Raw genomic sequence first — 12,470 nt, forward strand, 5'->3', positions numbered from 1 at the left:
GACCCACGGCCAGTGTCTCTCCGTGGTTCAGCTCCCGAGATCGGTCAGCGGCAATCGCCGGAGCCTGACACGCACCAGATCCGCCGTTGCTGCCGCGCCTGCGACGAGCTCTGCCCCGCATACAGCGAGCACATCCAGGATCAGCCTGGCGCACGCATCTCCGTTCAGCCGTTCCACCCGCAGCCTCAACACGGAGGGCGCACTTGCGCCGGCAACCGCGAGCAACGCGTGAAAATCTGCATCGAGCGTGACGACGACCTGCCCTGATTGCCGGGCCCGTTCGAGGATCTCTTGATCGAGCGCCGCCCACATCCCGAGCTCGGCAACGTGGGTGGCGTCGACCCCGGCCGCAGGCAACCGCTCTGCCGCCGAGCGCGGGAGCCCTTGATCCAGCAGCAGCCGAACCGTCGACGTCATGCGCTCCGAGGCAGCTCGATGACTTCGTCGCCAATCATGGCGGACGCGAAGGCCAGGGCTTGCCGGATGTCCTCGTCCTCCAGCTCCGGGTACTCACGCCGCAGCTCTTCGCGATCCGGGTAGGTGGCCAGCGCTTCCAGCACCCGCTTCACGGTCAGGCGAAGGTCCCTGATGCACGGCTGCCCGTTCATGCGACCAGGGTGCAAGGTGATCCGGTCAAAGTTTCGCATGGTTCGAGGCTCTCCCCGCGGGAGGATACCGCAAGCTCGACCTACCGTCCTCGCCCGATCTGCCTGCGGAAGCTGGAGCGCGCCGACGAGGCGCTCGAGACGTTCGAGGAGCTGCTCAAGCTCCCCGATCTCCCGCCGGCCGACCAGGAGCTCGCGCAGCGACAGATCGACGCGCTCCGCCGGCTGGTCGGCGTGGCCGAGATCTGGGCGCCATCACCTCGACCGACGGCCGCCGCCGGCTCCGGGCTCCGGCGGCGCGCGGAGCGAGCAGCAGATTCGACGACAGTCTCTCACCTCCTGACAACGCAACTCCGGTGTTCTCTCCCGGGCGGCAGCGGGTCACCGGAGGGCGAGCTGTGATAGTGGTCGTCCTTCCCGGGGGGGAGAAAGACATCACCATGTCGGAGTCGAAGCTCGCCGCGCCGCAGATGGTCGTCGATAGTCGCATGCTCTACTCGAGCTGGGTCCCAGCTGATCCAGACGCCGCCGCCGCGCTGCTGCCGGGCGGGATCAGGCCCGCCGCGAACAGGGCCATTTACATGAACCAGTACGTGGTCGACAGGCCGGAGCAGACGTCCGGCTTCGGCGCGTATTCGCTCACCTACCTGGGGCTGGATCTCGCGGATCACACGACGCCCGACGGCGGGAGCCCGGCGCGGTTCTTCACGCACTACTTCAACTCTTCCGACGCGGTGCGACGGTACGTGGCCGAGCGCGGCGTGCCCGCGTCGCCCGGGGAGACGACGCTCGAGCTGCGCGGCAGGGAGCTCGTGGCGACGACCTCGGTGGACGGCGTTCCCATCATCCGGACGACCGCGCGCGTCGGCAACAAGATCGGCGCGGTCGCGCGCGGACACCTCACCTACGTGACGAAGGTCGGGAACCGGCTCACCGCCGGCAACTACCCCTATATCGCGGACATGGCCGACCCGTTCGAGCTCCTGTCCGTCGAGTTCCTCGCGAAGGATCATCCGGTGTACGCGCTGCGGCCCGGGAGCCCGCTGCAGGTGGTGACGACCGCCTCGTGGCACGCGCCCCGCAGCTCCTTCGTGTATCCGGGCGGCGAGCGGGACCTCCTCTGACGCCGTGACCCCCGGCCAGCCGGCGCCCGCGCGCGCCGCCGCCGCCCTGCGCTCCGCGCATTTCTGGTGATTCATCTTCTTCTCGTCTGAGCGCGAGCGCCGTCCACGGTGCGCCCGAGGCCCCGCCAGCGCGGCGAGCAGCCCTGTGCCCATCCTGCCCGCGCTGGCCGGCGCGCGCGCACGCGCGCCGGAGCGACAGACCGGCAGGGTGGATCTCACGAGATCTCGTCAGAGCGCCCGAGCAGGAAGGCAGGAAGGTTGGAAGAGCGATGCTTCCTCGCGCCCTCGCGCGCCGCGCGGGCGTCGCGCGCGCGGTCCCATCGTGCACAACGAGGCCACCGGTACGTCGGTTGCTCCGAGCCCCCCGGCGGCCGGAGACGGCCGCTCGTACAAGGAGAGAACGAATGAACCGACTGACTCGTTTCGGGGCGCTCTCGGTCTTCCTGTCGCTCGTCCTCTGGGGCGGCAAGGATCTGGCCGCCGCTCCGATATCTGCCGCTCTGAGCAGCAAGCAGCTCAAGGACCTGACGGACGCGGACGTCGCGTCCGCGTGCCAGACGCTCGCGCCGAGCCTCGCGCTCTCCAAGGAAGATACCTGTGAGTTCGCCGGCATCCTGTGGTCCACCGTCGGGCAGGCGTGCACCGCGGTGAAGGAGAAATGCATGACCGAGGCCGATCAGCCGCAGACCCAGCCGGACGACGCCGCGCCGGCGCCGCCGCCGAGCTGTCTGCCGCCCGCCGACGCGCGCACCGGCTGCGCCGCCACCGTCGCCGAGTACGAGGCCTGCCTCCTCGCGCACGTCGCGAGGCTCCGCGCGCTCACGTGCGATTCCCCCGTGAGCACGATCGAGGCGCCTGTCGCCGAGTGCGCGCTCATCACGCAGAAGTGCCCCGATCTCGTCGGCGACGACGACGACGGCGACGGTCAGGGCGCCGCTCAGCCCTGAGGTCCATCGCGTAACGCGCCTCGCCGGCGGCCCGGGACGGACCCGTACGTTTTTGCTTCACGTCCGCCGGCTCCGCTCGGTATAAGGTCGAGAACGCCAGCCCTCCGGCTGGCGTTTTCGTTGCTGCCCCGCTCGAGGCGAGCTCACCGCGCGCGCTTCCCCGCAGGCCCGTGCTGCGTGTCGCCCGGACAGCGACGTGTGATCGCCCCCCATCGCGTGCTCCTGGCCGACGGCCTCGAAGCGAACACGCACTGCTGCGAACCGCGGGCCGCGGCTCGATCCGTCGCGCCCGACACCGAGGAGAGAACGATGACAGAGAGAACGACGACCGAGGAGAGAACGTCTTCGAGGCGCGCCGCCCTTGACGAGCAGCGCGCCGCGTCGCGCACCATGGCGCGCATCCACCTCATCGTGGGCCCCGTGGGCGCCGGCAAGTCGACGTTCGCGCTGCGGCTCTCTCGTGAGCACCGCGCCCCGCGGATGAACCTGGACGAGTGGATGGCGACGCTCTTCAGCCCGGACCGCCCGGCCACGGGCACCATGGAGTGGTACATCGAGAGGACCGGGCGGTGCATCGATCAGATCTGGAGGTTGACCGAGAGGCTGCTCGAGGTGGGCACCGACGTCGTGCTGGAGATCGGCCTCATTCGCCGGGACGAGCGCGCGAGGCTCTACGAGCGGGTCGACGCGGGCGGGCATGATCTGACGATCTACGTGCTGGATGCGCCGCGCGACGTGCGCCGCGAGCGTGTGCAGCGACGCAACGAACAGAAGGGAGACACCTTCTCGATGGTCGTGCCGCCTCACATCTTCGAGCTGGCGAGCGACATGTGGCAGCCGCTCGATGACGTGGAGCGCGAAGGACGTGACGTGAGGATCATGTCCGCCGAGGGCTAGCTCGCCACGCGGCCAGCCCCGCGCGCGGTCGATCAGTGCGGCACGAAGACGTTCTGCTGGTGGGTCAGCTCCTTGAAGACCACCTCGATGAACGCGTCGGCCGAGATGAACCCCTTGCCGAGCTCATCGTACTTCGCGAGCACCTTGGCCTCCTGGATCTGCTTCAAGGTCCGCTTCTTCTTCACCTCGGCCTCGATGAGCCGCACGCACTCCTTGAGCGCGGCGGAGAGCTTCTTCATGTCCTCGATCCCCGAGACCTTGCCGTGCCCGGGGATCACCTTCACGTCGGCCGGCAGCTCCTTGACCATCCTGTCGAGCGCCGCGATGAGCCCCCTCACGCTGCCGCCGCTCACGAGATCGACGAACGGGAAGCCATACGTGACGAAGTCGTCGCCCATGTGGACGACGTTCGACTTCGTGAAATGAACGACGGTATCGCCGTCCGTGTGCCCGCTCGCGATGTGGAGGGCGCGGATCTCCTCGCCGTTCAGGTGGATCGAGACCTTGTCCTGGAACGTGACGACCGGCAGGGCCTCCTTCGGCGCCGGCGGGATCGCCTCGATCGTCCTGTCGCCGACGGTCTGCTTCGGGCCGCCGCTCGCAAGGCGCTTCCGTACGTTCTCGTGCGCGACGATCGGCGCGCCGGCGCCGAAGACCGCGTTGCCGCCGGTGTGGTCGAAGTGCCAGTGCGTGTTCAGCACGAACCGCACCGGGCGATCGGTGATGCCCTTGAGCGCCTCCTTGATCTTGGGCGCGAGCGGGGCGAACTGATCATCGACGATGACGATGCCGTCCTCGCCGACGGAGACGGCGATGTTCCCGCCGGAGCCTTCGAGCATGTAGACCGCGCCGGCGACCTTCTCCACCTTGATCTCCACCCTGGCGAGCTCGTCGTCGGCGGCCGGCGGCGGGGCAGCGGACGCGCTCGCCGCAGGAGGAGCGCTCGCGGCGGGCGCCGCGCTCGAGGCGGGCGCCGCGCTCGCCGGGGCGTCGGGGTGCGCCGGCGCTGGCGCGAGCGGAGGCGCCGGCGGGGGGGCGGCGCAGCCCGTGAAGAATCCGAGGAGCCCGAGGAATGTGATGGTCGTCGTACGCATGCTGTTTCTATCCGGACGAATTCTTCCAACACTGGCGGGACGTCAAGAGGCGTCACAATGGTAACTCAAATTACATTTACAAGGGAGGGAACGATGCAAGGAGACCCGTAGTTGCGCGCGGCGCGGCGTCGGAGCGAGGCCGAGGTGTCGGAGTCGCCCGACCTGGCGAGGCGCGTGGACATGGTAATCTCGTCGGCCCCCCGGGATCGGTCTCCACAGATGCGGAACGAACGCGAGTCCTTCGCCGGCATGGCGGCCTTCATCGCCTCCGTCGAGGTGGGCTCGTTCTCCGCGGCCGCGGCGAAGCTCGGGCTCACCCCGTCCGGGGTGAGCAAGCTCGTCTCCCGGCTGGAGGAGCGCCTCGGGGTGCGGCTCCTCCAGCGCACCACGCGTCGGATGCAGCTCACGCAGGTCGGGAGAGCGTATTACGAGCGCGCCCGGCGCATCCTCGACGAGCTCGACGCGCTCGAGCGCGAGGTCGAGAGCCACGACGACGCGCCGCGCGGGGCGATGCGCGTGACCGCGCCGACCGTGCTCGGCCATGTCCGCGTGCTCCCCCTCCTCCTGTCGTTCCAGGGCACGTTCCCGGAGGTGAAGATCGAGCTCCTGCTCAACGACAGGGTGGTTGACCTCGTCGAGGAGAGCATCGATGTCGCCGTCCGCATGACGGCGAGCCCGCCGCTCTCCTCCGTGGCGCGCAAGCTCGGCGACGACGCGCGCGTGCTCTGCGCGAGCCCCGCCTACCTGTCGCGCCGCGGGCGCCCGGGCCACCCCCGCGACCTCGCGGACCACGACTGCATCGTCTTCGTCGCCGGAGGCGCGGTGGACGACACGTGGCGGCTCAAGCCCGACCCCCGCTCGGACGAGGCGGAGGGCGTGCGCGTGCGCGGCCGGTTCCAGGCGAACAACACGCTCTCGTTGCGCGAGGCGGCGCTCGGCGGGCTCGGGATCGTCAACCTGCCGGCCTACCTCGTCGGCGAGGATCTCCGGTCCGGCCGGCTCGTCGCCGTGCTGGAGGGTTGCGTCCCGATCGAGCGCGCGATCTACGCGGTGTACCCGCAGGCGCCGTTCATCCCTGCCAAGGTGCGCGAGCTCGTCAGGCACCTCGTCGAAGGATTCGCGCCGGGCGCGCGCGACGCCGACGCCGCGGTCGCTCGCCCGGCGTCCCGACAGGAGCCGCGGTGATCTCGCCCGCGTGACGGCGCGTCCGGGCGCCGCCTCGCTACGGCGGGAACTCCTCGAACCGGGGTAAAGCATCCGTGATCGGATGCCAGGCCGCCTTCGAGCCGGCGAAGATGTGATGATCCGGCCGCCTCGTCGGCGCGCCGTCGAGCACGCCGAGCTGCACGTGGGCGAACTTCTGCTCGCGTACCGCGTCGTACAGGGGCGCGTAGCATTGCTTGCAGAGGCAGCGGTATCCGTCCTCGGACTCCCCCACCTTCAAGAGATGCTCGCGACCCGCCGTGATGCGGACCCTGTCGATCTCGATCCCGCCGATGGCGGCGCAGGCGGCGCCGGTGCGTCGACGGCACCTCGAGCAATGGCAATAAAAGGCGTAGCCGAACGCGTCGTCGACCTCGAGGCGCACGGCGCCGCAATAACAACATCCGGTCAGCATGGCTCCTCCGCCTCCCTCAAGACCCGCGCTTCGATCGGCGGCGCCGGCCGAGGGCGTAGGCCACCCCGGCCTCCAGCGTCCCGCGCGTGACCACCCCGCTCAGATCGGTCCCGATCTCCACGAGGGCGCGCGCGACCTCGGGCGAGATGCCCGTGAGGATGACCTCCGTGCCCAGCAGGCGGGCGGCGCCGGCGGTCCTGAGCAGGGAGCTCGCGACCTGCTCGTCCATGCTCCGCACCCCCGTCGTGTCCAGGATGGCCACCGCGGCCTGGTGCGCAGCGATGCCCTGGAGGAGCGTCTCGAGGATCTGCTCGGATCGGGCGCTGTCGATGGTGCCCACGAGCGGCATCACGACAAGCCGCCTGGCGAGCGGGATGAGCGGCGTCGAGAGCTCGCGTATCGCCCGTTGCTGCGCGGCGATGAGATCTTCCTGCAGGCTTTGCTGCTCCTGCTCGGCGCGCCGCCGCTCGGTGAGATCGCGGAAGATGGCGCCCTCGGCGTCGATCTGCCCGCCCTCGTCACGGATGGGGAACGCCGAGACCTCCCCCGGGAAGGTGCTCCCGTCGCGGCGGCAGCAGGTGACGCTGGCCTGGACCGCGCCGGGTGATGCGCCGCCCTCCTGGCGGCGGGCCTCGAGGAGCACCCAGCTCTCGTCGTCGATCAGGTCCGGCAACGTCGCCTCGACGATCTCCTGGCCGTACCCGGACATGCGGCGGAACGCCGGATTCGCGTACGTCACCCGGCCGCGCTCGGTGACCACGATGCCGTCCGGCGCGTTCTCGGCCAGGGCCAGGAGCGTGCGCAATCTGCTGTTCAGCGACTGCACCTCTTCCTGAGCGCGGAGCTGCCTGGTCACGTCCATGCCGTGAAAGACGATCCCGAAGATCTCGCCGCTCTCCCGGCGCAGCGCGCTGTAATGGAAGGTGATGAAGCGCCGCTCCGTGGAGCCCGGAAACGAGAAAGGCACGTTGGCGGCGATCAAGGGCTCACCCGTCTGGAGGACGCGATCGAGCATCGAGGCGATGCGCGGCCCGAGGGGCGGCGGGATGACATCGACAAGGCGCTTGCCGAGGGGCTCGTACGAAGGCTCGAGGGCGCGCCACGCGTCGTTCACGAGCGTGAACACGTGCTCCGGGCCGACCATCACCCCGATCGCCGCCGGCATTCCCAGGATGGCGGTGCGCAGCTCGTCCCGCTCGCGGCGCGCCTCGTCCCGCGCGCGCGTCAGCGCCGCGTTCTCCTCGCGCACGCGGGCGAGCTCTGCTTTGAGATCCTCGACCGACGTCATGCGCCACCTCTACCACAACACCGGAGGGCGCGAGCGCGCGAGCCGGGTTCGCGGCGCGCGCCGGCGCAGCAGGGGGGGCTCTCCGCGCCGCGCGCTCAGCCCTTCCAGGGGAGGCGCCGCCCGGACGCGGACGCCTCGGCGATCGTGTCGACAAGGCGATGGATCTTCAGCGCGTCGCGGAACGTCGGCGCGACCGAGGTGCCCTCCGCGATGTCCCTCGCGAAGGCCGCATACACGTGCGCTATCTGGTGCGCGTCGTCGGAGAGGCCCGCTCTCGGGACCCAGGACAGGCGCTCGGGCGTCGGGATCGGCGCGAGAGGCTGCCCGTCGCCGCGGGCGCCCGAGATGCCGAGATCGTGGGACAGGACGAGATCGCCCTCGGTGCCCGTGAAGGTGCAGCCCATGACAGGGCCATTGCGCTTTCCGGTCTCGAAGTGGGCGGACACGACCGCGCCGCCCACGAGCGTCCCGCTGATGAGCGTCTGATCCGGCGCGGTGACCGGGAGGACCTCGCCCGTCTCGATCAGCGTCGTGTGGTCGAGCTGGCGGGCGACGACGCTGGACAGGCTCTCGATCTCGCCGACCGCGGAGAGCACCGTGTCGAGGAAGTGCGCGGCGAAGATCGTGAGCACGTTGGCGCCGCTCTTCACGTCGGCCGCGTACGCGTCCGCGCGCGAGCGCCGCGCGCCGGCCATCGGCGACGCGACGTGCATCGTCACCGAGCGCAGCTGGCCCAGGTATCCTCCGGCGACGAGCTCGCGCAGGTGGCGCACGCTCGGCGCGAGGCGCCGCTGGAGCCCGATCACGGTGCGAACGCCGGCCGCCTCGGCGGCGCCGGCGAGCTCGGTGGCCTCGGCGAGCGAGACCCCGAGCGGCCACTCGCAGAACACGTCCTTCCTCGCGGCGACGGCGGCGCGGACGTGCCGCGCGTGCTCGGGCGCGCGGACGGAGACGACGACGAGATCCACGTCGGGGTGCTCGATCAGCGGCTCGGCGCGGTCGAACGCGTGGCGCGCCCCGAAGCGGCGCGCGGACTCGTCCGCGCTCGCCTGCCGCGTGGTGCTCACCGCGGTGAGCTCGTACGCGTCGAGCGACGCGAGCGCAGGCAGGTGCGTCGCCGCCGCCCAGCCCCGGTCCGGGCTCGCCCCGATGACGCCGACGCGAATCTTCTTCGGTTCTGTCGTTCCGCTCATGACCTCTCCTCGATGAGCCCTCCGCGCTAACCGGAGGGTTGCTCCGGTTAGCATACGGAGGGATCCTCCGTTTTGCAATGCCCCCCGCGCGCTCGACCCCGAAGCCCCCGCCGGTCCCCTCGAGCGAGGCGCCGCGCCCGCTGCGCGCGGACGCGCGGCGCAACCGCGAGCGGCTCCTCGCGGTCGCGGACGAGGTGTTCTCGGAGCGCGGCGCCGACGCGTCGATGGAGGACATCGCCCGGCGCGCCAAGGTCGGGATCGGGACGCTCTATCGACATTTTCCTACCCGCGAGGCGCTGCTCGTCGCGACGGTGGAGGAGCAGCTCCACGCGCTGGCGCGGAAGACGCGATCGCTCACGGCGTCGGCGTCCGCGTCGCCGGGGGATGCGGTCGCGGAGTTCCTCGCGGCGTTCGTCGAGCACGCGAGCACCTACCGCGGTCTGGCGGCCTCGCTCGGCGTCGTGTTCCAGAGCGGAACGCCGGGGTGCGCCGCGGCGTCGGAGGCGGCCACCCGCCTGCTCTCGCTCGCCCAGGCAGCGGGCGAGATACGGAGTGACATCGACCTCGACGACATCGTGTCTCTGGTGACGGGCATAGCGCTCGCCGCGCAGCAGACGCCCGCGGAGCCCGGGCGCGCGCAGCGCCTCATCACGACGTTCATCGAGGGGCTCCGGACGCCCGCGCCGCCGAAGGAGGCGCCGCCAGCGCCGCCGGAGGAGGCGCCGCCAGCGCCGCCGGAGGAGGCGCCGCCCGCGCCGCCGGAGGGGGCGACGCCCGCGCCGCCGGAGGAGGCGCCGCCCGCGCCGCCGGAGGAGGCGCCCGGCCCGTCGAGGCCCGCGGGGGCGGCGCGGAAGGCCGGGGGGGCGGGGAGATCAGGAGCGTCGCGGACGTCGAGATCCTCGTAGCGATCGCTCCACCATCGTGCCGCCTCGGTGGCGTGGCCGGGTTTCAGCGGGTGCGGTGAGCGCGCCGCCGGAGAGCGGGTGTGCGCAGCGGGGTCACGGCGCGTCGAAGCGATAGGCAGTCGCCTGCGCGGAGGGGCGCCGGGCGAAGTCGTCGCAGAAGGCCGTCAGGGCACGGTAGCCGCTCGTGGGCAGCACGCTGCGGAACTCGAGGTGCGTGACGAGGCAGAATGTGCAGACCTCCAGGTAGCTGAGGTCGCGATCCTGGGGCAGGGCTTCGCGCGCTGCATCGATGTTGTCGTCGAGCCAGGTGAGCATGTTGAGCAGGCTCTTCTGCGGCTTGGCGAGCTGCGCGTCGTCCCTGGGCGTCCCGGCGAGCTGGCTCATGATCAGCGCGACCTCGGTGGCCATGGCTTGCACGGCGAGCTCCTGCGCGTTCGCGGTCAGCGCGTCGGTGAGGTGCTCGGGCCAGACCACGCGGCGCTGCGCCGGCGCCCGGCGCGCGAGCTCGCGGCAGATGGTGAGCGCGCCGAACCACGTGGTCGCCCCCGTTCGCAGGATGGGCAGGCGCAACGCGGGGTTCCCGGCGTAGTCCGCGGCGTTCACGGAGCGCAGGTCGGGTACGACCTGGAAGTCGTACGCGACGCCGAGCTCCGCGGCGAAGATGCGGGTGACGCGGGTGAAATGGGAGCTCGAGCGACCGATGAGGGTGGGGGTGGAGGTGCGGTCGGGTGTGGGGTCGGTCACCCGATTTGACTACCACACGCGTCAGCCGGCGGGCCAGGGAGGCGGCAGACGGCCTGGGGCACCTCAACCTCGGTCGGCTGGGGGGCACCTCGGGGCACCTCAACCTCGGTCGGGTGGGGCCACCTCAACCTCGGTCGGGTGGAGGGCACCTCAACCTCGGTCGGGTGGCGCCTCAACCTCGGTCGGGTGGCGCTCAACCTGGGCCGGGTGGCGCAACCTGGGTCGGGTGGCGCAACCTGGGTCGGGTGGCGCAACCTGGCCGCCAGCGTCCCCGCGGGCGCTCAGGAAGAGCCGCCGGTGTCCTCGAGCTTCTTCATGCCCCAGGCCAGATCCTCGCGTAGCCAGCCTTTGGCGCCTTCCACGTTGACGACGCGGAGCCAGCGGCCCTTCCGGTCGAGGACCTTGAACACCTCCCCGCGCTCGGTCCGGAATGCCACCTCCGCGGAGGTCGTCGGCGCCTCGCGGACATTGCCCCGTGGAACCTTGATCACGATCGTCTTGACCCTGGCCAGGAGACGATCGGCCACCCACGCCAGATCGCCCTCGAAATCCTTGATCTTGCACCACCCGCCCGCGCGCTCCACGACCTTGACCGGGTAGTACCGCGTCGCGGTGAACTCGACGGGCTCGCTCGTGGACGGACCCGCGCGGAAGTTCGCCACCGGGACCTTGACGCTGAGCAGCTCGGCCCGAGCCACGCTCGAGAGCGCTACCACGGCGGAGATGACTGGCACCATCGTCCGCATGTTCACGGCTGCCTCCTCATGTTCATGTCGCTCGCTCGCGCCCCTGCTGGCCTGTTCGATGCTGTCCATTTCCAGAGGACCCCGCGCTCGAAACCCAGGCCGCCGCCACGAACGCACGAGTCCATCTCCCATCCCTCATGACAACGGCATCAGGCCTGCACGCCGGTCTCCTCGAACCGCGCGCCGTTCGCGCCGCTCGCGCCGTTCGCCGCCCGGACGTCGGCCCTGGACGGCGCCCTCTCATGGGCCCCCTGGATCGTCCGGTGAGTGAGCGGCATCTCGATGCCGTGCGCGTCGAACGCCCTCTTGAGGCGCCGGCGATACTCCCGGCCTATCTGCCACGGTTCGGTGGGCTGCGTCTTGATGCGCGCGCGGACGATCACCGCGCGGCCGTCGAACGACTCCACGCCAAGGATCTCCAGCGGCTCGAGGATGCTCGCCTTGTAGCGCCTGTCCTCCTGGAGCTCGCGCCCGGCCTCGCGCATCACCCGCATCACCTTGTCGACGTCTTCCTCGGAGGCGACCCCGACGTCGAACACCGTGGCAGACCATTCCCTGGTCATGTTCGAGAGCGCGTTGATCTTCCCGTTCTGGAAGACGTGGACCACGCCCGATTCGTCGCGCAGCGTCACCGTCCGGAGGCCGACGTGCTCCACGAGGCCACCGGTGCCGTTGACGATCACCATGTCGCCGACCCGGATGTGGTTCTCGAGGAGCAGAAAGAACCCGGAGATGACGTCGCGCACGAGCTCCTGCGCCCCGAAGCCGATGGCCAGACCGGCGATGCCCGCGCCCACGAGGAGCGGCGCGACGTCGACCCCGAGCTGAACGAGGAAGAGCATCACCACCATGACCCAGACGACCACCTTCCCGGTCGTCCGGAAGACGCCCAGCAACGTGTCGGAGCGCTTCTCCATCTCGCGCGCCGTCCTCACATCCCCGCTGCGCCCCCGCCTCCTCAGCGACACGTCCACGCGCCTGCACAGGAGCTGGAGCACCTTGAGCAGCGCGAGCGCGAGGAGCAGGATCAGCAGCATGGCCGGCAAGGCGTGGATTGCCCACGCGACGGTGCGCCGGAGAACCTCCCGCCAGAACGTGACGTCGAGCCATGAGTGGATCTGCGGCATGGGCGCGGGCACCTCCTCCGCGCGGCGCCGGCAACCCATGTGCCAGCGGGCTCGGGGCTGCGAGTCGGGGCCGTGGGCACGCGCGGCTGCGCGGCGGGCGGGCCACGCGCGGCTGCGCGGCGGGCGGGCCACGCGCGGCTGCGCGGCGGGCGGGCCACGCGCGGCTGCGCGGCGGGCGGGCC

General features: G+C 70.9%; 13 protein-coding genes and 1 pseudogene. 5 read left to right on the top strand and 9 right to left on the bottom strand.

Features of this window, described 5'->3' with window-relative positions; all coding sequences use genetic code 11:
* Nucleotides 1-27 precede the first annotated feature (27 nt).
* Entirely contained in the window at nucleotides 28-417 is a 390-nt protein-coding gene (locus WME76_RS31475) for a DUF5615 family PIN-like protein (RefSeq protein ID WP_437955941.1), read from the bottom strand.
* The gene (locus WME76_RS31480; RefSeq protein WP_437285907.1) at nucleotides 414-647 is read right to left on the bottom strand and encodes a DUF433 domain-containing protein; all 234 of its coding nucleotides are present in this window, start codon (nucleotides 645-647) and stop codon (nucleotides 414-416) included. Before WME76_RS31480 ends, WME76_RS31475 begins: the two co-directional genes overlap by 4 nt.
* Before the next feature lie 398 nt (nucleotides 648-1,045).
* Between WME76_RS31480 and WME76_RS31485 the strand changes: the two genes are divergently transcribed.
* The 3 genes from WME76_RS31485 (at nucleotide 1,046) to WME76_RS31495 (ending at nucleotide 3,573) form a co-directional block, all read left to right on the top strand.
* Complete coding sequence (locus WME76_RS31485; RefSeq protein WP_437955942.1) at nucleotides 1,046-1,729, top strand: hypothetical protein; 684 nt, start codon at nucleotides 1,046-1,048, stop codon at nucleotides 1,727-1,729.
* 404 nt (nucleotides 1,730-2,133) lie between these two features.
* The gene (locus WME76_RS31490) at nucleotides 2,134-2,676 is read left to right on the top strand and encodes a hypothetical protein (RefSeq protein ID WP_437955943.1); all 543 of its coding nucleotides are present in this window, start codon (nucleotides 2,134-2,136) and stop codon (nucleotides 2,674-2,676) included.
* Nucleotides 2,677-2,985: 309 nt separating this feature from the next.
* Complete coding sequence (locus WME76_RS31495; RefSeq protein ID WP_437955944.1) at nucleotides 2,986-3,573, top strand: AAA family ATPase; 588 nt, start codon at nucleotides 2,986-2,988, stop codon at nucleotides 3,571-3,573.
* A 32-nt stretch (nucleotides 3,574-3,605) separates the two neighbouring features.
* Here WME76_RS31495 and WME76_RS31500 read toward each other — a convergent pair whose 3' ends face one another.
* Entirely contained in the window at nucleotides 3,606-4,667 is a 1,062-nt protein-coding gene (locus tag WME76_RS31500; RefSeq protein ID WP_437955945.1) for an MBL fold metallo-hydrolase, read from the bottom strand.
* Nucleotides 4,668-4,886: 219 nt separating this feature from the next.
* Here WME76_RS31500 and WME76_RS31505 point away from each other — a divergent pair, with 219 nt between their 5' ends.
* Nucleotides 4,887-5,852 carry a LysR family transcriptional regulator gene (locus WME76_RS31505; protein WP_437955946.1) on the top strand — a complete coding sequence of 322 codons (966 nt, stop codon included), beginning with the start codon at nucleotides 4,887-4,889 and terminating at the stop codon, nucleotides 5,850-5,852.
* 37 nt (nucleotides 5,853-5,889) lie between these two features.
* Here the strand turns inward: WME76_RS31505 and WME76_RS31510 are convergent, their stop codons facing one another.
* The 3 genes from WME76_RS31510 to WME76_RS31520 all read right to left on the bottom strand — a co-directional run bounded on the left by WME76_RS31510 (nucleotide 5,890) and on the right by WME76_RS31520 (nucleotide 8,766).
* Nucleotides 5,890-6,285, bottom strand: coding sequence for a GFA family protein (locus WME76_RS31510; protein WP_437955947.1), 396 nt, complete (start codon nucleotides 6,283-6,285; stop codon nucleotides 5,890-5,892).
* A 16-nt stretch (nucleotides 6,286-6,301) separates the two neighbouring features.
* Entirely contained in the window at nucleotides 6,302-7,573 is a 1,272-nt protein-coding gene (locus WME76_RS31515) for a PAS domain-containing protein (protein WP_437955948.1), read from the bottom strand.
* 95 nt (nucleotides 7,574-7,668) lie between these two features.
* Nucleotides 7,669-8,766, bottom strand: a complete 1,098-nt coding sequence (locus WME76_RS31520; RefSeq protein WP_437955949.1) for a Gfo/Idh/MocA family protein — start codon at nucleotides 8,764-8,766, stop codon at nucleotides 7,669-7,671.
* Between the two features lie 77 nt (nucleotides 8,767-8,843).
* On the opposite strand from WME76_RS31520, the pseudogene WME76_RS31525 reads away from it, so the two are divergent.
* A pseudogene (locus tag WME76_RS31525) lies at nucleotides 8,844-9,437 on the top strand (TetR/AcrR family transcriptional regulator); the annotation flags it as partial.
* A 327-nt stretch (nucleotides 9,438-9,764) separates the two neighbouring features.
* Here WME76_RS31525 and WME76_RS31530 read toward each other — a convergent pair.
* The 3 genes from WME76_RS31530 to WME76_RS31540 form a co-directional block, all read right to left on the bottom strand.
* Nucleotides 9,765-10,415 (bottom strand): glutathione S-transferase family protein, encoded by a 651-nt coding sequence (locus WME76_RS31530; protein ID WP_437955950.1) that lies wholly within the window; start codon nucleotides 10,413-10,415, stop codon nucleotides 9,765-9,767.
* A 281-nt stretch (nucleotides 10,416-10,696) separates the two neighbouring features.
* Nucleotides 10,697-11,161 (bottom strand): SH3 domain-containing protein, encoded by a 465-nt coding sequence (locus WME76_RS31535; RefSeq protein WP_437962174.1) that lies wholly within the window; start codon nucleotides 11,159-11,161, stop codon nucleotides 10,697-10,699.
* Between the two features lie 149 nt (nucleotides 11,162-11,310).
* The gene (locus WME76_RS31540) at nucleotides 11,311-12,288 is read right to left on the bottom strand and encodes a mechanosensitive ion channel family protein (protein ID WP_437955951.1); all 978 of its coding nucleotides are present in this window, start codon (nucleotides 12,286-12,288) and stop codon (nucleotides 11,311-11,313) included.
* Nucleotides 12,289-12,470: the final 182 nt, after the last annotated feature.

The organism is Sorangium sp. So ce119 (assembly GCF_051524405.1).
Classification (GTDB): Bacteria; Myxococcota_A; Polyangia; order Polyangiales; family Polyangiaceae; genus Sorangium; species Sorangium cellulosum_G.

Excerpts from the sequence above, each read along its gene's own strand:
- WME76_RS31485 (WP_437955942.1), top strand. The coding sequence starts at position 1,046 with ATGTCGGAGTCGAAGCTCGCCGCGCCGCAGATGGTCGTCGATAGTCGC.
- WME76_RS31500 (WP_437955945.1), bottom strand. The coding sequence starts at position 4,667 with ATGCGTACGACGACCATCACATTCCTCGGGCTCCTCGGATTCTTCACG.
- WME76_RS31475 (WP_437955941.1), bottom strand. The coding sequence starts at position 417 with ATGACGTCGACGGTTCGGCTGCTGCTGGATCAAGGGCTCCCGCGCTCG.
- WME76_RS31495 (WP_437955944.1), top strand. The coding sequence starts at position 2,986 with ATGACAGAGAGAACGACGACCGAGGAGAGAACGTCTTCGAGGCGCGCC.
- WME76_RS31540 (WP_437955951.1), bottom strand. The coding sequence starts at position 12,288 with ATGCCGCAGATCCACTCATGGCTCGACGTCACGTTCTGGCGGGAGGTT.
- WME76_RS31515 (WP_437955948.1), bottom strand. The coding sequence starts at position 7,573 with ATGACGTCGGTCGAGGATCTCAAAGCAGAGCTCGCCCGCGTGCGCGAG.
- WME76_RS31520 (WP_437955949.1), bottom strand. The coding sequence starts at position 8,766 with ATGAGCGGAACGACAGAACCGAAGAAGATTCGCGTCGGCGTCATCGGG.
- WME76_RS31510 (WP_437955947.1), bottom strand. The coding sequence starts at position 6,285 with ATGCTGACCGGATGTTGTTATTGCGGCGCCGTGCGCCTCGAGGTCGAC.
- WME76_RS31480 (WP_437285907.1), bottom strand. The coding sequence starts at position 647 with ATGCGAAACTTTGACCGGATCACCTTGCACCCTGGTCGCATGAACGGG.
- WME76_RS31535 (WP_437962174.1), bottom strand. The coding sequence starts at position 11,161 with ATGCGGACGATGGTGCCAGTCATCTCCGCCGTGGTAGCGCTCTCGAGC.
- WME76_RS31505 (WP_437955946.1), top strand. The coding sequence starts at position 4,887 with ATGCGGAACGAACGCGAGTCCTTCGCCGGCATGGCGGCCTTCATCGCC.
- WME76_RS31490 (WP_437955943.1), top strand. The coding sequence starts at position 2,134 with ATGAACCGACTGACTCGTTTCGGGGCGCTCTCGGTCTTCCTGTCGCTC.